The organism is Streptomyces sp. NPDC006610 (genome assembly GCF_040611575.1).
GTDB lineage: Bacteria > Actinomycetota > Actinomycetes > Streptomycetales > Streptomycetaceae > Streptomyces.
Window position 1 is genome coordinate 12,801 of the sequence record NZ_JBEXOP010000001.1, and the last position, 19,743, is coordinate 32,543.

17 protein-coding genes and 2 pseudogenes are annotated in these 19,743 nt (G+C 67.1%); 6 read left to right on the top strand and 13 right to left on the bottom strand.

Annotated features, from left to right (window positions below; all coding sequences use genetic code 11):
• The first annotated feature begins 471 nt into the window (after positions 1-471).
• Positions 472-1,476 (top strand): cyclic GMP-AMP synthase DncV-like nucleotidyltransferase, encoded by a 1,005-nt coding sequence (locus ABZY13_RS00075; RefSeq protein ID WP_356626309.1) that lies wholly within the window; start codon positions 472-474, stop codon positions 1,474-1,476.
• Positions 1,473-3,221, top strand: a complete 1,749-nt coding sequence (locus tag ABZY13_RS00080; protein WP_356626311.1) for a ThiF family adenylyltransferase — start codon at positions 1,473-1,475, stop codon at positions 3,219-3,221. Before ABZY13_RS00075 ends, ABZY13_RS00080 begins: the two co-directional genes overlap by 4 nt.
• Here the strand turns inward: ABZY13_RS00080 and ABZY13_RS00085 are convergent.
• The 3 genes and pseudogenes from ABZY13_RS00085 to ABZY13_RS00095 all read right to left on the bottom strand — a co-directional run bounded on the left by ABZY13_RS00085 (position 3,193) and on the right by ABZY13_RS00095 (position 7,165).
• Positions 3,193-4,263, bottom strand: a complete 1,071-nt coding sequence (locus ABZY13_RS00085) for an SAVED domain-containing protein (protein WP_356626313.1) — start codon at positions 4,261-4,263, stop codon at positions 3,193-3,195. The two genes, ABZY13_RS00080 and ABZY13_RS00085, sit on opposite strands and share 29 nt — an antisense overlap.
• 557 nt (positions 4,264-4,820) lie before the next feature.
• Positions 4,821-6,542 (bottom strand): annotated as a pseudogene (locus ABZY13_RS00090) (relaxase/mobilization nuclease domain-containing protein).
• Positions 6,539-7,165 carry a hypothetical protein gene (locus ABZY13_RS00095; RefSeq protein WP_356626314.1) on the bottom strand — a complete coding sequence of 209 codons (627 nt, stop codon included), beginning with the start codon at positions 7,163-7,165 and terminating at the stop codon, positions 6,539-6,541. The pseudogene ABZY13_RS00090 and the gene ABZY13_RS00095 overlap by 4 nt, the downstream one beginning before the upstream one ends.
• Before the next feature lie 2,477 nt (positions 7,166-9,642).
• Here ABZY13_RS00095 and ABZY13_RS00100 point away from each other — a divergent pair.
• Both ABZY13_RS00100 and ABZY13_RS00105 read left to right on the top strand, forming a co-directional pair.
• A complete protein-coding gene (locus ABZY13_RS00100; protein ID WP_356626316.1) occupies positions 9,643-9,825 on the top strand; it encodes a helix-turn-helix domain-containing protein in 183 nt (60 codons plus the stop codon).
• Between the two features lie 39 nt (positions 9,826-9,864).
• Positions 9,865-11,079, top strand: a complete 1,215-nt coding sequence (locus tag ABZY13_RS00105; RefSeq protein ID WP_356626317.1) for a tyrosine-type recombinase/integrase — start codon at positions 9,865-9,867, stop codon at positions 11,077-11,079.
• 128 nt (positions 11,080-11,207) lie between these two features.
• On the opposite strand, the gene ABZY13_RS00110 is transcribed toward ABZY13_RS00105, so the two are convergent.
• From ABZY13_RS00110 to ABZY13_RS00150, 9 genes are all read right to left on the bottom strand, one after another.
• On the bottom strand, positions 11,208-11,588 hold the full coding sequence (locus tag ABZY13_RS00110) for a UDP-N-acetylmuramoylalanyl-D-glutamate--2,6-diaminopimelate ligase (RefSeq protein ID WP_356626319.1): 381 nt from the start codon (positions 11,586-11,588) through the stop codon (positions 11,208-11,210).
• Positions 11,575-12,111 carry a C39 family peptidase gene (locus ABZY13_RS00115; protein WP_356626320.1) on the bottom strand — a complete coding sequence of 179 codons (537 nt, stop codon included), beginning with the start codon at positions 12,109-12,111 and terminating at the stop codon, positions 11,575-11,577. Before ABZY13_RS00115 ends, ABZY13_RS00110 begins: the two co-directional genes overlap by 14 nt.
• A gap of 36 nt (positions 12,112-12,147) precedes the next feature.
• Positions 12,148-13,239: an ATP-grasp domain-containing protein gene (locus ABZY13_RS00120; RefSeq protein ID WP_356626322.1), complete on the bottom strand. Its 1,092-nt coding sequence runs from the start codon at positions 13,237-13,239 to the stop codon at positions 12,148-12,150.
• Positions 13,236-14,051, bottom strand: coding sequence for a diaminopimelate epimerase (dapF, locus tag ABZY13_RS00125; RefSeq protein WP_356626324.1), 816 nt, complete (start codon positions 14,049-14,051; stop codon positions 13,236-13,238). The genes ABZY13_RS00120 and dapF overlap by 4 nt, the downstream gene beginning before the upstream one ends.
• Before the next feature lie 492 nt (positions 14,052-14,543).
• Entirely contained in the window at positions 14,544-14,990 is a 447-nt protein-coding gene (locus tag ABZY13_RS00130) for an NUDIX hydrolase (protein ID WP_356626326.1), read from the bottom strand.
• Entirely contained in the window at positions 14,987-15,370 is a 384-nt protein-coding gene (locus ABZY13_RS00135; protein WP_356626327.1) for a hypothetical protein, read from the bottom strand. Before ABZY13_RS00135 ends, ABZY13_RS00130 begins: the two co-directional genes overlap by 4 nt.
• A gap of 95 nt (positions 15,371-15,465) precedes the next feature.
• Positions 15,466-16,311 (bottom strand): helix-turn-helix transcriptional regulator, encoded by an 846-nt coding sequence (locus ABZY13_RS00140; RefSeq protein WP_356626329.1) that lies wholly within the window; start codon positions 16,309-16,311, stop codon positions 15,466-15,468.
• Between the two features lie 23 nt (positions 16,312-16,334).
• Entirely contained in the window at positions 16,335-16,847 is a 513-nt protein-coding gene (locus ABZY13_RS00145; protein WP_356626331.1) for a DUF6879 family protein, read from the bottom strand.
• Complete coding sequence (locus ABZY13_RS00150) at positions 16,825-17,055, bottom strand: hypothetical protein (RefSeq protein WP_014674724.1); 231 nt, start codon at positions 17,053-17,055, stop codon at positions 16,825-16,827. The genes ABZY13_RS00145 and ABZY13_RS00150 overlap by 23 nt, the downstream gene beginning before the upstream one ends.
• Before the next feature lie 382 nt (positions 17,056-17,437).
• On the opposite strand from ABZY13_RS00150, the gene ABZY13_RS00155 reads away from it, so the two are divergent.
• On the top strand, positions 17,438-18,166 hold the full coding sequence (locus ABZY13_RS00155; protein ID WP_356626333.1) for a coenzyme F420-0:L-glutamate ligase: 729 nt from the start codon (positions 17,438-17,440) through the stop codon (positions 18,164-18,166).
• Positions 18,167-18,474: 308 nt separating this feature from the next.
• Here ABZY13_RS00155 and ABZY13_RS00160 read toward each other — a convergent pair.
• Positions 18,475-18,587, bottom strand: a pseudogene (locus tag ABZY13_RS00160) (Uma2 family endonuclease); the annotation flags it as partial.
• Between the two features lie 227 nt (positions 18,588-18,814).
• On the opposite strand from ABZY13_RS00160, the gene ABZY13_RS00165 reads away from it, so the two are divergent.
• Positions 18,815-19,735, top strand: coding sequence for a carbohydrate kinase family protein (locus ABZY13_RS00165; RefSeq protein WP_356626334.1), 921 nt, complete (start codon positions 18,815-18,817; stop codon positions 19,733-19,735).
• Positions 19,736-19,743: the final 8 nt, after the last annotated feature.

The window sequence follows — 19,743 nt, forward strand, 5'->3', positions numbered from 1 at the left end:
CAAATTGACATTCAAAATGTGTCTTGCGTGAGTGTCGCTCTATGTGGTGTAGTAGTTACGACAGAGAGGGATCGGCCTCTCTGCTCACGAGGTGGCCCCTGCTCGGCGTGAGGCTGACGGGGACGGTCCACCCTCGGGCGGTACTGCGGGACGTGCCTGGCCGTGATGGCCCGTACTGTCGACCGGACTGCACCGACCATTTCCGATGGCCAGCCGACGCGGACGGCCATCCGCGATGCCCCGCATCGGCCGACCCTCTGCCTTGTGCCATGGCCGGTTTTCCCGCGAGTTCATGCCAGGACCCTCGCGCACGCACACCAAACCGATACCCACGTGTGCCCATCCGTCTCGCGGGCCTCTCCATGCTCATGCCGTTGCGCCCGCCGCCGGCATGCCCCCAATACACCCGACCCCGTCACGTCTTCACAGCAGTCCCCAAGCGTGTAACTCGCGCAGAAAGGAACCCTCGCCGTGCAGCACATCAAGAGCTTCAACGCCTTCCTCCAGGACACCGTGAACCTTAGCCAGGCCAAGCTCGACCTTCTAGCTGACCGTGTCGAAGCCATCTACAACGCGCTTAAGGACGACCGAGAAATCGGCCCGCTGGTCCTAGGTAAGAAGCCGCAGGGGTCTTGGGCGCAGCGCACCATCATCAATCCTGTCGGCGACAGCGAGTTCGACGCCGACTTCATGCTTCACCTCTCCGAAGTCGTCGAGTGGGCCGACAACCCGAAGACGTACATCGACAAGGTCTACGCCGCGCTCCACCGCCACAGTGTCTACGGAGACATGCCGCACACCCGCAAGTGCCGTTGCGTACAACTCAGTTACGCCAATTCTATGCATGTAGACATCGTCCCCTACCTCCACTTGCGGGACGGCCGTGAAGTGATCGTCAACCGCGACGACAACAAGTGGGAACAGACCAACCCGTCCGGCTTTACCGCCTGGATGCAAGAGAAGGACGGTATCGCTAACAACAACCTGCGCAAGGTCATCCGCCTGATGAAATACCTGCGCAACCACCGGAAGTCCTTCACTGGCACTCGCTCCATCATCCTCACCACCCTGCTCGGCCAGCGAGTCCACGAGACCAGGGCGGTCACGCACCCTGGCTGCTATGGCAACGTCCCCACCACCCTCCTCACCATCATCGAAGATCTCGACGCATGGCTGCAGGACCGTCCCCACAAGCCCTCGATCCCCGACCCTTCCGGATCAGGCGTCACCTTCGACCACCGATGGGACCAGACGACGTACAGCTACTTCCGTGCCCGCATTCACACCCATGCTCGCCAGATCCGCGAGGCATACGATGAGCCGGACTACGACCGGAGCGTCCGACTGTGGCGGGACTTGTTCGGGGACGCCTTCCCTGACCTGCCGCGTGATAGTGCCTCGATTACCCCGACGGCCCAAAAGTTCCCGACTCCCCTGCTCATCACCACCACCTCGCGCACCGGGCGCGCCGGATGAGCAAGCGCAAACCGACCGCAGCCCGCCCCAATTCGTGGCAGCGCGAGCTCTTGGGGCAGCTCACAGCACTCGCAGATGCGGACCACTCGGACCTGCGCGTCTCAGGCCGCCCTCACACAGGTGCCGACGGCTTGGTCGCGGTTTCCATCAGCATCCGCACTGACGGCATGCAGCCCGCCCCGGGAGGCTTGGTTCTGAGGGAGATTGAGGACTTCATCCTCGGGCTCTCCGCAGACCCCGCGATACCGCCCTCAGTGCAAACCACCCACACCCGGTTTGCCGGCACCCCTCATGTTCTGCAAGGCAACCGGCTGTGTCTCTACCTCGACCCAGCTCGTGAATGGGACCCCACCGCCGGAATCGTCCCCGTCATGAATCGCCTGTGGCAGTGGCTCACGGACGCGGCAGTCGGCAAGTTCGACCCTGCTACCGCTCTCTACCACCCCGTCGGTGGCGTCCTGCACCACACACCAGGCACTCCCACCGTCGTCGTGCGAGAACCCGTCCCCCACCGGCCTACCACGTTCTGGCTCACCCAGCGCACTGCCAACCGGCTCGACCTGATCAGCAGCCCTGCAGACACCCACAGCTATCGAACCCCGATTCTTCCTGTCAGCACGCTGCCTTTAGGGGCGGGCAGCACACTGGCCGAACTCATGACTGTCACTCATTCCGTCGCCACCCACGTCCCAAAGCCAGCCGACGTCTCACCAGCGGCGCTGTTGACCGCACTCGCTGCCAGCGCTCTGCGTGCCCCCGAAGGCACCGCCCAGCACTTCGTCCTGGCCGTCCGACATCCCACCACGCCGACGGCAGCCCCATTCCTCCTCGCCGGCCGCCTGCAGCCCCAGGTCAGCGACGCGCTGCGCTACCTCACGCGCCGCAGCGCCCCTAGCCGCCTAGGTAGCCTGCCCGGCGAACTGCGCCAAGCCCGCATCGAATGGTGTTACCTGTCCGACGAACGTCCGGAGGTCACCACCCGCCGCGACACGCAGCGCCCTGTCCACTCCTTCGCTGACGCTCACATACACATCTGGGGATGCGGCGGCATCGGCTCATGGGCAGCCGAGCTAGCGACCCGAGCCGGAGCTTCACGGCTGACCCTTTGCGATCCGGGCCGCATCACCGGCGGGCTCCTTGTCCGGCAGAACTACACCGAGGAGCACCTCGGCATGACCAAGGCCGAAGCCTTGGCCACCCGTCTCCGCGACATCAGGGATGACATCACCATCGACATCACCGACCCGCCACCAGCCCCCACTCTCCTGGACGCCGCGGGCCACGCCGACCTCATCCTCGACGCGACCGTCAGCATCACCGTCGGACGCTTCCTCGACCTTCTTGCCCAGCGACCCGACCGCAAAGCGGTACTCGCCCAGATGGCAACGGATAGCCTCACAGCTAGCCTGGGGATTCTCACCATCGCCGCCCCCGGGACCCGCGCGAGCCTGTCCGCAATCGACCACGCCACCGGAAAGTACGTCCTAGCCGACACGAGCCTTGAGCCTTACCACCCACTGTGGACGGAACCAGCTCCAGGCGATGAGCTGCGCCCCACTCGCGGGTGCTCGGTCCCCACCTTCCACGGTTCCGCCGCCGATCTCATGGCAACGACGGCCAGCCTGGTCAATTTCCTGGGCGCCCAGATGCGTCACCCTGTCTCAGGAACGCACCTATGCGCCCAGCCCCACACAGGAATCACACCCGCGCATCGCTTCATCGCCCACACGACGTTGGATCAATAGGCTGTCCAAGGCGCCGGCCGGGTACAAGCCGCCTAGTGGCCGACCCAACCTCAAGTGTGGGGACATAGCTCCCTGCCAACCGCTCGTAGATCACCAACTGCGGATGAACCTGTGGATGGTGAGCTTGCCCCAGCACCACCGCCGCAGACAGCGGCACGGCAGGCAGGACGTGCAGTCGCCGTAGATCTTTAGCCTCGACCTCCATGCGAGCCAGAAAGCCTCGCCACGTCTCCTCGAACAGTCGCAAAGACCCGTACTGGTGCAAAATATCCGGGCAGGTGTCCGCGGTTGCCGGGCTGATCACATAACGGCGCAGCGATACGAGATCGGCAGGGACCTCGTGTTGGGATATCGCACCTGAGACGTTCACTATTACTACAGCTTCGTCCCTCACGCACTGAGCTTGAACCTGCCGAACCGCAAATTCTGTTCCCGAGACACTTTCGGCTGGCCATACCCAGGACTGATCGCGTCGGTGCCGCTGGTAGACATCGGTTGGCACCGTGTCGTCCAGTCGGGCACCTAAGTACACCAGCAGCGGCAGACGCGCGAACCCGAACACGCTTACATGCTGAATAGATCCACGTTTTATACCCGGCCGTAGCTGGTGGTTGATGACGTCATCAATGACCCGGACAGCTTGCCGATAATAGTCACGGGTCGCAGAAGCAGCCTGCATGGAACCCACGCCCTGAACATAGGACTCGCCAGGTATATGCTGTAGGTCGATCTCCACACCGTGGCGGGAATAGGACTCCAGGAACAGTGGGAAGCGGTAACGCGCCACCACGGCGTCTGCAGCTGCCTGCCGTGACAGCTCCACGGCTTGCCCATGCACCGGTCCCAGCATTCGCACTACCGTGGTGGCTCGGTCTTGACCAAGTCCGGTCACGTGGCGAATGCGATCCTCGTGCTCCTGCTTCAAGCGACGCAGCCGCTCGACGGTGAACACGTCCAACGCGGCCTCGGCGTCGATTTCGTCGTGCTGTTGAGCACACAACAGCATCAAATTATCTGCCTCGTCCCGAAGGCTCTGGTCCAACAAATGTCGGCCTCGTGGTGAGCGCTCGTGTGTATTCCGCCCGACGATATGCGCCAGCTCACCCAAATGCAGCGTACGTGCCGACGTGGCCCCCTCAAGCAGGTACGTGTTGCATAGCGCGCACCGCCCCCCGCTGCGTACCCACACCTCCAGGCGGGTTTGCGTAGACACAGCACCCCGTTTGCCTGCAGGTCTGCCTCCAGCCACCCCTGCTGCCCATGCCTTTCTCGAGTTGATGGGGACGACACTAGGCCACAACCGCCTGCGGCGCAGAGCAGCTTGACACGGAGCGCTCGACCCGCCGAGTGCGACCTCGCCTCTGTGGTGTTTGCAGCGAAGTCCGGCTTCACCATGGCGCGCGGCGTCCCTTCCAGGCTCATCTCGAAGTTCAACATCCCGATGGGCTTGACCAAGAGCATCAAGAGCCGAATCGCCGTCACACGGCGATCCATCCTTGGGGGCATGCACGGTGCGGCTCGAACCCCTGTGGCTGTCTGCTGCAGCGCCCGAGGCCGGAACGAGCGATCACGGCCGAGTCGGACGAGATTTACAAGTGCCTACGTTGAGAGCCGGCCGCTTTGGGGGCCCAGTCTGGCCCTGGCCTGCAGCCTTGTTGGGCTCGCTGCGCGCTCGAAACTGCGATCGGTGACCACCGTGTTGCTGGTGTCGGCGGGCAGGTCGGCGCTGCGGCGCAGACGCCACACCAGCACGTCGCTGACGGACTCGGCGGTATCGAGTTCCCTGCGCCCCGCCGCGTCGGCGAGGAGCGCGGCGGGATCATGGTCGGCGGCTTCGGCGTCGGCGAGGGTCGCGGCGAGTGCGTACCAGCCGGGCTCGGCCAGGACCTGTTCCGCCAGCTCCGGGACGGCCTTGCGCAGCACGGTGGTCTGCCGCTGTAGGAGCGGGCGGCCCAGGCGCCGGCCGCGCTGGTAGAGGGCGCCCAGCGGCTGGGCGGCGGCGGCCTGGTAGGTGGCGCGCAGGTGCTCGGCGGCCTGGCGGGCGGCGGCCTGCTGGGCGTGGCCCTTCTTCGCGTGCCGGTGGAGGGCGGCGGTGACGAGGAAGAACAGCATGTCGATCGCCATGGCGGTGGTCGCTCCGTCCTCCCCGCGGCCGAGCGCGGGACCGCCCTGGACGAGGTCGCGGGCGGCCTGCCGCAGCGCGCGGTCGTGGCCGCGCTCGGTCCGTACATGGGAGCGGGAGGCCCGTTCGAAGGCGGTGGCGGCCTCGCGTAGCTCCGCGCGGGTGTGCGCGGCGGAGGTCTTGGCGAGCGCGTCCAGGACCTCGCCCGTCGAGGCGATGTACGCGGCGGTGACCGCGTCCTTCTCCTGCTCGATGACGAGCAGCGCCTGCCAGGCCGCAAAGGCGGTGCTCCGGCGGGCGGCGGACGGGCTGCCCGGCCCTGTATGCGAGGGCGGCTCGGCAGGCGTGGCGCCCTGGTTGTCATCGAGGGTGGCGGTGAAGCGTTCGCGGATCCGGGGCAGGGAGAGGTCCGGGGCCAGGCGCGCGCCGGGGTAGAACACCGGCTCGCCGTCCTTGTTGCGATCGTCGGGCAGGGCGACCTAGTAGCCGAGCAGGTCACCCGAGGGCGCGGTGCGCTTGCGAATCAGTAGGCCGGCGGCGGCCAGCCGGTCGAAGAACTCCTCCTCGCCCGCCGCGCCGGCCACCGCGCGCCGTACCGTCTCGCGCAGTTTCTCGCGGGCGGTGCGTTCACGGCCCTGGCGCTCGGCCTTGTGCCGCTCGGCGCTGGTGGGCCGCTGGGCGGCGGTTCCGTCGCCGGGCGCGACCTGGTGCAGGCCCAGCTCCTTCTCGATCAGGCGGCACTCGGCCTGGGCGCGCTTGCCGGAGCGGAAGTCGTCGGGGCGGCTGCCGTCCTCGCACACCAGGGTGGCGACGATGTGGATATGGTCGTCGGCGTGGCGGACGGCGGCCCAGCGGCAGCCGGGCCGGCCGCCACCGGGATCGATACCGGTGGCGGCCATGATCCGGCGGGCGATCTCACCCCACTCCTCATCGGTGAGGGTCCGGTCGTCCGCAGCCGCGCGCACGGAGGTGTGCCAGACGTGCTTGGCGGGACGGGCATGCTGGGGGAGGGCCATGACAGGCTGGTCGAGGAGCTGCTGGAGGTCCTTGAGGGTGGCGGCCGAGTCGCGGCCGGGGCCGGGGGACATGCCGTCGAACGAGGCCACGAGGTGCGGGTCGGTGTGCTCCTCGTGCCTGCCGGGCCCGTAAAGGTAGGTCAGCAGGCCGATCGTCCGGGACTCGTTGACGCTGGGGATCACGACGTGCGCTGCTCGATGAGCTGTGCGGCGGCTGCGTGGACGGTCTCGGCCGCCCGGTGGACGGCGGCGATGGTCGCCTGGAGTTGCGGGGCTTCGGCGCCGGAGTTGAGGATCTTGACCGCCTGGTTGAGGTTGCTGCTGGCCCAGCCGAGTTTGCGCCGGCTGTCGAACAGGAGGGTGATCACTTCGCGTTCGTCGGCGATCTGGGCGCTGGTGCGGTCGAGATCACGGGCGGCGGCGAGCGCAGAGCGGGCGAGGAACCCGGCGACGGACAGGTTGCACCGGGCGGCGGCGGACTTGATCAATTCGAACTCTTCCTGGTTGAAACGGGTGTTGGGCTGATGCAGGCGCTTCTTCTCGGGCGGCTGACGCGGACGCTGACGGGCACGGACAACACGGTCACGGCGGCTCTGGCGCTCGGTCGGCTTTTCGTCCTGCCCCGGCTTCGATCCGCCCCCGGTCGAAGCCACCAGGACCTGCGCCCCCTGGTGCCGGTCCCCTTCCGCCCTCTCGGGGGCGGGTTCGGCGGAAGCTACGCTTCCGCCCCAACTTGCTGGGTCCGAGACCGAGGTGGGGTTGGGAGAACGCGTCGGGGTGTTGCCGTTGTACTTCAGGTTCGTCATCGGGATTCGGGCCTCGTGAAGCGGTCATGGGCTGGGTAGCCGCGGCAGTTCGACCGCGTCGGTCGAACTCGCGCGGGCCGAGATGGGCCCGTCGGGCTGGACGAGCCACTGGCTGGTCGATGCGGCGTGTTTCACGCTGGATGTCGCCTGCGGGCCGCCCTCGGAGCGGAAGATGCCAGCTGACCTCCCACGTGTACTCCGCACGGACAGTGTCGAACTCGTTGCATTTCTTGTCGGCGGGCACGTCTTGTCTCGGTGACGTCGTCGTTCCGCAGTTTCTGCAGAGCGAGGCTCAGTGGCCGTCCCGACCGCCTGGCAGGCCCTCACATCGGATCAACCGGACGAATTGGTCCACGGACTGTGCCGGCTCGTAGGGCGGACGCTGTGCCGTTGGGCCTCGGGTCGGGACCAGCCGCTTGCTTCCCCGTGCCCTCTGGACTCGGCGTTCGAGGGCGGCCCCGTCTCGGTGGTGGTTGGTCCCCGGTCCCCGTGGTCGATGGCCCCGGGATGGGGTCGGTCCCCGGTCCCCGGTCCCCGGTCCCCGGTCCCCGGTCCCCGGTCCCCGGTCCCCGTGGTCGGTCTCCGACTGGTTGGTCCCCGGTCCCCATGTTCGGCGGTCCCCGGATGGGGGTGGGTCCCGCGGTCGGTCCCCGACTGGTTGGTCCCCGGTCCCCGGGTGGGGTCTCCCCGACTTGGTGCCCCTCGGTCCCCATATCGCTGCTCTCGGTCCCCACGACTTCCTGCGCGCCGTGGTCTGGTCCCGCGGACCAGACCCTCGCTTACGTGGTCGCCGGTCCCCGATCAGGTCGACGGGACCGCGGGGACCGATCTTGGGCTCGCCATGGTCCCGCTGCCCTCCCGGTCCCCACCACACGGCAGTGAGGCGATCAGCCGTGTCCCCTGTCGAGGACGTGACCGGGTCGGTCCCCGTCTCCCGCAGCTTGCCTCCCGTTCCGGGTCCATCCCTCGTGACCGCAGGTGATCAACCGGGACTCGGAAGAGCCGGCCGGGGCACGTGCCCGGCACGGTGCGCACGCCACTTCGCGTCGGCGATGCGCAGACCGTCCTCGCCGCGGCGGTCGAGGTGACCGTGCTGGTGGACCGAGATGTGGCTGGCTGGGTCGACCTGCCAGTCGGTAGCCGAGTGACGGCGGCACCACACTACTGCCTTTACGGTTCAACTTAGGTTCTCTACGGTTCTGGGGGTCGGATTCCGTACCGTGCTGGTGTCGGATTCCGGCACGTCGAGGGGTCGGATTCCGTTACGAGGGGTCGGATTCCGCACCGGTCGGATTCCGACGGAAGGGGTCGGATTCCGCACCTTCGCAGGGTCAGATTTCGTACCGTCGCAAGTCGCCTTCTCGGCTTCCCGGGCGTCGACACTCATCGTCCCCTCGGACGCAAGGATCGACCGCACCTTGTGGACGGCAGTGGTTCATGCAGAGTGGGAGGCATGTAACAACCCCTTTGCAGCGTTGCCACGCTGACGTGGCCGGTGGAATGGGATCAGTGTGGTGGTGGCTGGCGGGCGTCGCCCTACCGGGGCGGGCCATGCCGTTTAGGAACTCGACGCCCGGGGCAACGAGCATACGCACGGAACCGCGTCAAGATCCAGAGTTGGCTCTCAAACTCTGTACTAGTTGCAGAGAGTGATGCGGGGGCGCCCCGCAGTCGACGCTGAGGTGTGCCGATTCGGGCCACCGGACAAGCGTTGTCGCAATCACCCAGAGCGGTCGTCAGGTGCTTGTCGGAAGGTGGCGCGTGGGGCAGGGTGCGTCTCTTCTGGCATTCGCCCACGGCAGACAAGAAAGAACCCCGAAAGACTGGACCCTCGGCCGGGATCATGTCAACGTACAACACCCCGGCAAACACCAAGCCAGATGGTGCAGTTACTGCGCCGGGGCCAGGGGTGCGACAAGGTGCGGGGTTCCGCACCCTGAGGCAGCTCTGCTGTCGTGGTCTTGAGAGGCTCGTCCGTCTGATTCCGCTACTCGATCCCGCTCCCTTCATTCCGTTTGCCCGCTCTGCCCTTGGCCCCTGAAGGCTTGGCCCTCCTCCTGGTGGTGGCCGCTACGGCGTCGTCTCCACCAGGCTGCCCTTCTGACTGTGGGCCACCGGCCTGTCAGTGAAGGCGATCCCAGCGCTGTGCTCATTTCGGCTGGCTCGAGGGCTGCGGCCGGCCCGTGACGTTCGGTTCCGGCCGACGCGGCGCGCAACATAGACCATGATCGCCGGTTAGCCAAACCGGCGATCGTCGCGACCATTGATGAGTTCGCGCTCGGTCGCCCTCGGCGGCGGAGTTGTGGCGAACGCAGTGGGTCGCGCCGTCAACTCGCATGTGGAGAAAGGCACGCCCTCTGCTGCACAGATGACCGTGGTGCCCGACGCTGAACCGTAACGGCACCCCAGCCGTGGAGGGTGATGCAAATGCTCTTTGAGTTCCGAGGTTTTGCCGGGGCGAGCGGGCAGGTGGCGAGTTGACCGCTGGAGGGAGTAATCGCCTGCTGACCCCGGAAGAGGTGGCGGCGTGGCTCAAGGTCAGTGAGATCACCGTCAAGAACAAGTACCGGACGTGGGGACTCAAGGCTCAGAAAGTCGGCCGTCTCCTGAGATTCCGTGAGCGCGATATCATCGCCTACCTCGAAGACAACTACGGGTAAGGGTCGCTTGGCCGTGCCCTAGAAAGCGAAAGGCTATATTTGGCTACCGTTTTCCAGCGATGCAAGTCCGACCCCAAGGTCTCCACCTATCCGTGCACGAAGCCCCGTTGCGGCCACTCGTGGACAGTGCGTTATCGCGAGCCCGGTGGCAGGACCGCGCGTCAGCGGGAGAAGACCTTCGACAAGAAGACCGGGCCGAACGGAGCCGACGCCTTCGCCGCGCGGGTCGAGGCCGACAAGGACGAGGGTCTCTATATCGACCCCAACGCGGGCAAGATCACGGTTCGCACCTATGCCGAGGACTGGCTCGCCCGCCGAATCGTCGGGGAGTCCACGTACGCGAATTACAAGGGCTTCATCGACAACCACCTCATACCGAGGCTCGGTCGCAAGACGATCGCAGGGGTCACGAAGAGGGACATCGAGCACTTCAAGGCGGCCATCGCCAAGGAACTGGCGGCCAGCACGGTCTATGACCGGATGAAGATGGTGAAGCACATCTTCTGGTCCGCGAAGGAAGAGAAGCGGATCCGGGAGGACCCGACCAAGGAAGTGAAGAACGCCCCCGGAAGCCACGCGGTGGACGAGGACGAGATTCCCACTCTGGCCGAGGTCCGACTCTTGCACGCGCACATGTCTCCGCAGTACAAGCTGACCGTCTGGCTCCAGGCCGGGGCCGGTCTTCGAGTCAGCGAGGCCCTGGCCTTCCACGTCGGCTGCCTGCGGAACGACGTGATCCGCATCCGTTGGCAGATCAGCTCGAAGGCGCACCGCGAGGACTGCAAGACGCGCCTCGTCCCCCTCAAGCACCGTGAGGAGGGCGAGTACCGCGACGTGCCCGCCGCAGACTTCTTGTGTGCCGAGATCGCCGCCCACGAGGAACTGTGGAAGCCGATCCCGCTCGCCTTCCAGACCGCAACGGGGAAGACACGGCAGGTCGAAGTGTTCTTCGCGCCCCGCGAGCGCGGGAAGGGCATCATGCCCACCGCCAACACCTACACGTACCACTTCAGGAAGGCGTGCATGGCGGCCGGGCTGGTGGACGCCGAGGGCAAACCGAAGTACCACCCTCACTCGTTGCGGCACTTCTTCGCCTCGACCGCGCTGGCGGCCGGCATCCCGATCCACGAGGTCTCGCGCTGGCTCGGCCACAAGTCGATCAAGACCACGGTCGACATCTACGGGCATCTGGTCCCGGAGTCATGGGACCGATGCCGCGACATCATGCAATCCGCCTTCGCGTCCGCAGCCTGAGTGATCGCCCTTGCCGGGCCCAGCCCGCCCCGCCCTCTCGCCGCCGAAACTCAGTGCTCGCGCGGTGACTGACGAGGACGTGTTGTTGGTGGTCGACGCCCAGAGCGAGGACCCGGCTGAGGGCGACCTCAGTCCGCAGGCTGACCGGACAGGTTCGTGACGGTCTGACCAGAGAGAGACTGGGCGATCTGCCAGAGTTGTCCGCCGCGCGAAGCCTTGACGAGAACGGTGTCGCCCGGCCTGATGACGGTGTGAAGGTAGGCAGCGGCGGTCTTGTTGTCGCCCACCATCGCCACCTCAGGTACGCCCGCTGCGCCCGCCGCGAGGGCGAGCTGCTTGGCGAGGTCTCCGCCGACTGCTACGACGAGATCGACTCCGCTCTCAGCCGCGAAGCGGCCGACCTCGAGATGAGCCTCCACCGCCTCGTCGCCCAGCTCCAGCATTTCTCCGAGTACGGCGATCCTCCGACCGCCTGCGGTCTGAGTCGTTTCCCCGTCAGCCTCGGTCATCGGCAGTCTCCGTCGAGGTCAGGGGCGCGAAGGTGATCGCGCGTCCGGTGTAGGAATGGGACAGGCGGCTGAGCGGGACGCGATCGTGCGTCTGGCCCCACGCTGACGGGTCTCGGAAAAGGAGCAGCGGGTCGGGACCGCGCTCGTAGCCGCGAAGGATGACGAGGTGGCCGCCTGAACGGCCGTCCTCGGGGAACTGCTCGGTCACAGACACGATGAGCGGGGCGTCGTCGAGGCGGCCGAGCAGCTCTTGGACGGGTACGGGTTCCGCCACGGCGGGCACTCCCAGCTCCGTGGCCAGGTTCGCGATCCCCGCGTGGAGTGCTCCACGCGGGGTCAGGACTTCGTGCTTCACCGCGAGTTTCAGGAGTTCCGTCACCGTGGGCGCCTCGCACCCGTAGGCGAGCAGGATCATCCTGAGGGATGCCAGGCCGCACGCCCGGTTGGACCATTCGAGCCTGTCTCCGAGTGCCCACCCGCCGTGCAGGTCCCACTCGGCGGGGTCGATGAGCTGTCGGCACATGGGGACTTCGTGGACGCGCGGCACAGCGGCAGGCTCCTACGCAGAGACGGCAGCCTCCCGCGTCAGCGTGGTGCTGGAGAACGCGGGAGTGGGCAGGGGGATATCGTACGGCGGGCGTGTCAGGGCCTCGTGGAGCATCGCCAGAACGACATCCGTGTGCGTGAGCCCGATCATCGCCGCGCCGACCGCGAAGTTGCTGTCACGGGACATGCCCGGTGTGCTGTTGACCTCCAGCACAGACGCGCCGCCCTCCTCGGTGACGATGAAGTCGATGCGTGCCGAACCGCGCAGCCCGATCCCATCCCACAGCGTTCGGGCGTCCCTGGCGATTCGGTTCATCGCGACGGTCTCCAGCTCGGCGGCGCGGACGGTGACGGCGCCCTTCGAGTCCACGTCGAGCTTGGTGTCGGCGTCGTAGAACTCGGCATCGGTCGCCTCGGTGGACAGTGGCGGGAAGACGACGACCGAGCCGCCGGGAAGCTCCAGCATGCCCACGGTCACGGGGGCGCCGATCACGTAATCCTCGACGAGTACTTCGTCGCCGGATTCGCCGGCAGCCTCCGCGAGGGCTCGCGGCAGGTCGGCCGCGTCGCGGACGAGACTCATGCCCACGCTGGAGCCGCCGAAGGGTGGCTTGACCATGACGGCTCGGCTGCCCCAGTTCACCGGGCCGCCGGACCAGACCCGCCAGCCGGGTGTGGGGACACCGAGGGACAGCATGATCCGCTTGCAGAGGATCTTGTCGGCGGCCACCGCGGATGCCTGGACCCCGCTGCCGCAGTAGGGCACGCGAAGGTAGTCGAGCAGTCCCTGGAGACGGCCGTCCTCGCCGTACGGACCGTGGAGGTTCGAGAGGGCCACGTCGTAGTCGACCAGTTCCTTGATGAAGCCGGGCTTCGTGGGGTCCAGCACCTCCCATCGCGCCCCGATCTCGTCGAGCGCCTCGCCCAGGGCGGTCACGGACCGCTGCTCGACGGGGCACTTCGAGTGGTAGAGCCTGTCCTCGGCGGACACGGGTCCGTAGATGAGGGCGACGCCGAGGCCGCGCCGGCTGCGCCCCCACTCACGGAGTTCCTCAGCGGCCTTGCGTGCCGCCTGGGTCGAGCTGGAGTCGAGGAAGACGGTCATGCGAGTACCCCTTCGAAGGTGTAGGTGACCGGCCCGCCTACCCATGCGGCCCGGTTCGGCTGGTGCTCGTGCGGCCGGACGGTGAGAGGCTCACCGGCCCGGTTGTGGACAGTGACCTCGCCCTTGGGGACGAGCCCGCGCATGGTGGCGGCGACGACCGCCGCGACGGCTCCGCTGCCGCAGGAGAGCGTTTCGGCCTCGACTCCGCGCTCGTAGGTGCGGATCTTGAGCGACCTGCCGCCAAAGGGCTGGACGAAGTTGACGTTCGTCCCGAGTGGGGCGACGTTGTCGTGGTATCGGACCGCCCGGCCGACGGTTGCCGCGGTGATGGCGTCCACGTCACTCACGACGGCGACGACGTGCTCGGTGCCGGTGTGCACGCTGTCGAACCACGTCGGCTGACCGTTGATGACCGTCTGCAAGACGCGGGGCTGGATGGAGTTCACCTGAGCCGTGACCCAGACGGACGCCGGATCGACGACGGCCTCGTGCATGACGCCCGCCATGCGCAGCCTGAGGCGCCTCTTCACGTTGAGTCCGTCGTCGTGCTGAGCCGCCCACGCCGCGCAGCGCAGCGCATTGCCGCACATGGTGGCGATCGAGCCGTCCGCGTTGAAGCACTGCACTTCGTGCACGGAGGGGCGGTCGTCGGTGACGCGACTGACGACCAGGCCGTCAGCGCCCACGCCGGTTCGCCTGGCGCACAGGCGTTCCGCTTCCTTCGCCCAGGTGGCGTCGTCTCTGGGTTCGGGATTCGTGAACAGGATGAAGTCGTTGCCCGCTCCGTGGATCTTCCGGAAGCGCATGGGCATGGCGAAGCTCCTCGTGGTGGGAGGTGGAGAGGGGTGCGAGGCCCGAGCGTGCGAGATCAGCGGTATGTGACCGGCCGGTAGACGGACCGGCCAGTGCGCATGACGAGAGGGGGGCGTCCGGCGAAGTGCAGGACGCGGGCGGAGGTGCCGGCGGCCCTCATGTCCCGGATGCACAGGTACTGGTGGCCGAGAAGGACGAAGTCGCCGATGTGAACGTCCCAGGGCTGCTTAAACTCTTCGACGGTCCCGAATGGCGGAGGGGGCGGTCCGGGCCGTACTGAGCTGGCCGTTTGTGCGCTTCGGTTTCGATGCATTCAGCTCCTCCAGATGCCAAGCAGGAGTGCGCCTCCAATCGCGACGAAGGGTGCGATGTAGGCGAGTTGCTGGTTACGGGGGCTCATTCGGTCACGATCAGATGGCGCTCGACGCGGCTGCGCAGTGCCGGCATGTTGATGTCCGAGAGAGGCCGTCAGGCCGCTGCGCCCGCTTCGATCACGGAGGGGAGGACGGCGCCGGAGTGGGCCCGGAAGAGGTAGCGGATGCCGACCGAAGACGGCGTCCGTACCTGTGGTGTCCCGGCCCGGTCACGTCGACCAGGAACGGGCCCTCGGCGCCGAGCTGTGTCCACACGTCCCTGATGCCGACCTGCTCGGCCAGCAGGCGCAGGGCCGCCTCGCTCAGAGTGGCGTCCCGCTCCTCCGGTTCGGCCTCGGCGAGCGCGTAGCCGCCCTCGTGCCGCAGGCACAGTACGCGGGCCTGTTCGTCGACGACGACGGCTCCTGTCGTCATGAGCGGGCACCGTTGCTCGTGCGTGCCAGCCTGGCGCCGCGAGTGGTCCACCGCCGCGTCGTAGACCGGCATCAAAGGCTCTTGTTCGTCGGGGTGTTCGTGGATGTAGTGGGACAGCTCCCGGATGATCTGGTCTTCCCTGACGCTCACGGTGCCCCCAGTTCGTTCTTGGTGGCGTAGACCCACAGGAGCCGGCGCGACAGGTTGGCGAGATCGCGGAGGTAGGAGAACGTGCCGAACGTGGGGGTGTCGACGGTTGGGCGGGCCGTGAGGTCGACCATCTCCCGCGCCTTGCGGACGAGCTGCTGCACGTCGGGGTCCTCGTCGGCTCCCAATTCCTTGCTGAGGAGCCGACGCAACTCCCTGGCAAGTCTGGGCACGTAGCAGTCCAACTGCTCACGGGTCGTGGTGCCCAGCCGAAAGCCGAGAGCGGTGTCGGTCAGCGAGGTAATCTCCGCGACGCTGATCTCGACGCCTGCCTCGGGTTCCCCGGCCGAATTCCTTGCCTTGCCCGTACTTGCCATCAACATCACTGGCCCCTCCGGAGCACGCCTTTCGTCGTGCCCATAAAGCTAGGAAGAAGGAAGGGCGGGGCTCCAGGAGTGTGCCCATACTTGCCAGACGTTCACCCGAGAGATTCGATGGCTGCCGTGATGAGTTCACGTGCAGCCGGGCCGTGGACGGCAAGTTCGTACAGGTCGCTGAACGTTCTGGCATACATGGCAAGTTCGTGCTTTGCCACGATCGTGAGGTGAGCTGACACCAGCTCGACGTTCACCGTGTCGTCGTCGTACAGGAAGAAGCCCTCGACGGGCCAGAGGCCCGAGCGGTCGGCGTTCTGGGGGATGATGCCGATGCTCACCGAGGGCAGCGCCATAGCGCTCAGCAGATAGCCGAGCTGGCCCGCCATCACGTCGGTGCCGCCGATGCGGTACCGCAGGGCACTTTCCTCAAGAAGGATGGCGAACTGGTGAGGCCCGTAAACGATCTTCTGTTTCTCCACGCGCACCTTGACGGCCTCTGGCACGTCGTCGACGAGTCCTCGGCGGTCACGAATGGAAGTCAGCAGCGCGTTGATATAGGAAGCCGTCTGCACAGGGCCAGGGATGAGCCAAGGCGAGTAAATACGGAATCGCTGGGTGCGTTCCCAGAGCGGAAGAACGGACTTCTGTGCAAACTCCAGACCGTCTCGTTCCATGTCGCGCCACTGGACATACATGCCCTCGATGCCGCGGGCGGTCGAGATGAGATCTTCCGCCTCGCCTTCCGCGCCACAGGCCCTGCACCAATCACGAAGGTCGCGCTCCGAGGGTGCACGGGTGCCTCTCTCGAAGCGCGAAGCCTTCGACTCGTGCCAGCCCAGTCCCTGGGCCAGCGCTCGCTTGGTGAGTCCGGCTCCTTCCCGGATCTCGGCCAGGCGTTTCCCGAGCGCCTTGCGGGCTTCCTGGACGCTCGAAGATGGCGATGTCATGTGCGGAGGTGCGGATCAGGCCGTCAGGCCAACTCGAACTCGGCGTGTGGCGTCGCCCGCTTCCACACGGCCTCGAAGGCCGACTCGCAGAGCTTCGCCACCTCCGGGTCTTCCGTCAGCTCCAGCTCCAGCGTCTCGCCCTCGCCGTCGAAGTGGTTGACGAGGACGAGCGAGGAGTCGAACAGCCAGAAGTCATTGCCCGGAAGGGCGAGGTCGGTGGCGGTCCGCCGCGACAGCCAGCGCACGGATTCGCCGGCAGCGATGTTCAGCCCGTCCGTTACGTCGTACTCGAAGCGGATGTACTCGCTGACGGGCGTCGAGACGATACGGGCACGTCGGACCTCCACGCCTCGCCCGGTTGCCTCCGTGACGATCGCGTGCCAGTCGGCCCAGCGCTCGGCGGGGTCGAAGGTCTCACCGGCCTTCCAGTCGATGAAGGCCGGGTCCGACTTCATGTAGGCGTCGCGCATCTCCAGATGGACGGCAGTCCTCTGGCAGTCACGAAACAGCTCCTCAAACGTCGGGGTCCTCGTCACCCTGCTTCACCTCCTGGAAGAACTGCACCATGCGCCGGGGGATCTCCACCACCGTCTCGTGGCCGGGGATGTCCATCTGCCTCAGCCGCTCGATGTCCTCCACCTTCCACCCCTGCACGAGATAGGTGTCCTTCTCGTCGTCGAGGTAGACGGTGGGGGAACCCCCGCTGGGGCTCTCGGGGTCCTTACCGAGCTTGATCAGGGCCATGATGACCACCTCCGGTGCCGGTAACGAATGCTGTGCCAGAGCTTGCCCGCACCTTCACGGAGAGGCGAGGAACTTGCCCGAACTTGCCAGAGATCGGCGAGGTGACCTTAACGCCGCGGCGCTCAGGGTGACGAGGAGTGGACCGGCCGCCGCACTCCAGAAGTGGCCGGATTCAACCGCCGCCGAGCCATCGGCGACGAGGCTCTTGTGAACGGAACCGAGAAATGTCTCGCGGAACACTCCGGCCACCGCACTACCTCCGCCGTGTGACCAACTGGCTCACCACCGGACAGTACGCCACGCACCGGAAGCGGGCCGAGATACTCGCCACTGCGCACATCCGCCTGCACACCGCCGTCCTCACCGCCGCAGGAGCCCGCCGGTGACCTCCGCCCCGACCTCAGGTTTCTCCGCCTTCGCCCTGGAGCCCTTCCCCGAACTCCAGCCGGGCGACGATCTCGCCGGCACCATCACCGGTGTCCTCAGCCACACCGGCACCGAACTGCGTGACGGGGACATCGTCGTCGTCGCCAGCAAGGCCGTGTCCGTGGTGGAGAAGCGGTACGTCGACCTGGCCGGCATCACCCCCGGCCCCGAGGCCCTCGCCCTGTCCGTCAGGACGGGCAAGCCCGCCGAGATCGTGCAACTGATCCTCGACTCCTCCACTGAGCACTTCCTGGCCACCGAGAAGGGGCCGATCATCACCCGCCACACGCTCGGCTACCAGCTGACCTCCGCCGGGATCGACCGGGCCGGCACCGAAGGCGCCTGGCTGCTGCCCGCAGATCCCGACGCTTCCGCCCGCTCCCTGCGCGACGCCCTGAATACGTACTCCGGCGCCACCGTGGCCGTGGTCATCGCCGATTCCGACGGCCGCGCCGACCGGCGCGGTGCCACCGTCATCTCCATCGGCGCGGCAGGCGTGGCGCCCCTGCGGGTGACGGAGCACGGCGGCAAACGGCAGGAGGAGACCTTCACCGACCTCATCGCCGCGGCAGCCGGCATCATCCTCGGCCAGCGCGGCCGTGGCGCTCCGGTCGCGGTTCTGCGCGGCATCGCGTACGAGACCAGTGACGAGGACGTGGCCGCGACGCTCCACCACCAGCCGTGAAGCTCGTCATCATGCCGCTTGCCAGACCCGCCGTACTCCAGCCCTCTGCGAGAGACGCCAGAGCTGCATGATGCTGGGATAGCGCTCCCGTGCTGGGATGGTGCTGGGATGACCGGCTCGAAAGAGACGTTCCCGCAGGTCACAGCGCTTGGCCAGACGTTTCGGTTCAACGTGTGAGCGGATGAAACGACACCACGTCGCTGACGTGGCAAACATGCAGGTCAGAAGGGGTTGGACTCTGTCGAGTCCGACCCCTTCGGCGTCACCGTGCTGGATGGGAGCCGGATACTCTGACGAGGGGTCAGTGCCTGCGGCGACATCATAAAACGAGCGCTCCATCGATCAGCTCGGTATGGCGTGGCGCCTCAGGGCGGCGGTCCAGGTCCTCCGCGAACCAGCCTTGCGGGCGCGGCGGGCGCATCCAGTCGGGCGCAGCGGCATGGCGCAACTGCAGCTCCACCTGAAATGGGCGCGGGCTCGTGCAAGAGCTACTGAAATTTGCAGGAACTGCTTGCTCGGGTTCTCGCCAGGGTGCTTGACTCGCAGCGGTACCACCGAGCCGATGATCGACGGGGTTGTCACCAATCCCTCGGGTAGACGCGGCACTTCGGGCCACGCGCCCGCCCCCGCGACGGATGGAGCACACCCATGGCCCTGCCTTCCTACGACGTCCTCGTGGTCGGCGGCGCCGGTGTGGACACCGTCGTGCGGGTCGAGAAGCTGGAGGTTCCGTCCGGGGACTCGCTGCACGTCCCGCCCGTGTACGACTACGTTGCCGGCACCGGGAACGGCGTCGCGCTCGGCTTTCACGCCCTCGGGCTCGCCACCAAGTTCATCGACTACCTCGGGGACGACCCACAGGGCCGCGCGGTGCTCGCCGCGTACGCCGAGCGGGGGCTCGACTTCAGTCACCTGGTCTCACCGCACGGCACCCCGCGCGGCATCAACCTGGTCGACGCGCAGGGCCGCCGGTTCTCCTTCTACGACTCCCGGCACCCTGCCGACCTGCGGCTGCCCCGCGCGTTCTGGCTGCCGCACCTGGAGCGGGCGCGCCACGTCCATCTGTCGATCACCGGGGTCAACCGGGACCTGTACGAGGACGTCCACCGGCTGGGCCTCACCAGCTCCACGGACCTGCACGACTGGGACGGCGCCAACCCCCACCACCTGACCTACGCGCTCTCCTCCGACTACGTGTTCCTCAGCGCGGCGGCCCTGCGCGGCCGGCTGGAGGAGGTCCTGCACCGGATCGTCGACGAGGGCCGCGCCCGTCTCGTGGTGGCCACGGACGGCGCGGCCGGCTGCCGTCTGCTGATACGGGGCGAGACGGCGTCGCGGCACTTCCCGGCGGTGCGCCCGGAGCGGCCGGTCGTGGACAGCAACGGCGCGGGCGACGCGTTCGTCACCGGCTTCCTGCACGCGCTGATGGAGGGCCGGTCGCCGGAGGAGTGCGTACTCGCCGGGTCGGTCTCCGGCGCGTTCGCCTGCACAAGCGCCGGCACGCACACCGACTTCATCGACCTGCCAGGGCTGCGCGCGGCGATCGCGCGCGCCGTGCCGGCCGGCTGAGGGACTCC

What these genes read in the sequence shown, in the direction of transcription:
- ABZY13_RS00095 (WP_356626314.1), bottom strand. Translation starts at nt 7,165, where the DNA reads ATGACGAACCTGAAGTACAACGGCAACACCCCGACGCGTTCTCCCAAC.
- dapF (WP_356626324.1), bottom strand. Translation starts at nt 14,051, where the DNA reads ATGCCCATGCGCTTCCGGAAGATCCACGGAGCGGGCAACGACTTCATC.
- ABZY13_RS00165 (WP_356626334.1), top strand. Translation starts at nt 18,815, where the DNA reads ATGGCCCTGCCTTCCTACGACGTCCTCGTGGTCGGCGGCGCCGGTGTG.
- ABZY13_RS00080 (WP_356626311.1), top strand. Translation starts at nt 1,473, where the DNA reads ATGAGCAAGCGCAAACCGACCGCAGCCCGCCCCAATTCGTGGCAGCGC.
- ABZY13_RS00110 (WP_356626319.1), bottom strand. Translation starts at nt 11,588, where the DNA reads ATGACCGAGGCTGACGGGGAAACGACTCAGACCGCAGGCGGTCGGAGG.
- ABZY13_RS00115 (WP_356626320.1), bottom strand. Translation starts at nt 12,111, where the DNA reads ATGTGCCGACAGCTCATCGACCCCGCCGAGTGGGACCTGCACGGCGGG.
- ABZY13_RS00120 (WP_356626322.1), bottom strand. Translation starts at nt 13,239, where the DNA reads ATGACCGTCTTCCTCGACTCCAGCTCGACCCAGGCGGCACGCAAGGCC.
- ABZY13_RS00135 (WP_356626327.1), bottom strand. Translation starts at nt 15,370, where the DNA reads ATGTTGATGGCAAGTACGGGCAAGGCAAGGAATTCGGCCGGGGAACCC.
- ABZY13_RS00140 (WP_356626329.1), bottom strand. Translation starts at nt 16,311, where the DNA reads ATGACATCGCCATCTTCGAGCGTCCAGGAAGCCCGCAAGGCGCTCGGG.
- ABZY13_RS00150 (WP_014674724.1), bottom strand. Translation starts at nt 17,055, where the DNA reads ATGGCCCTGATCAAGCTCGGTAAGGACCCCGAGAGCCCCAGCGGGGGT.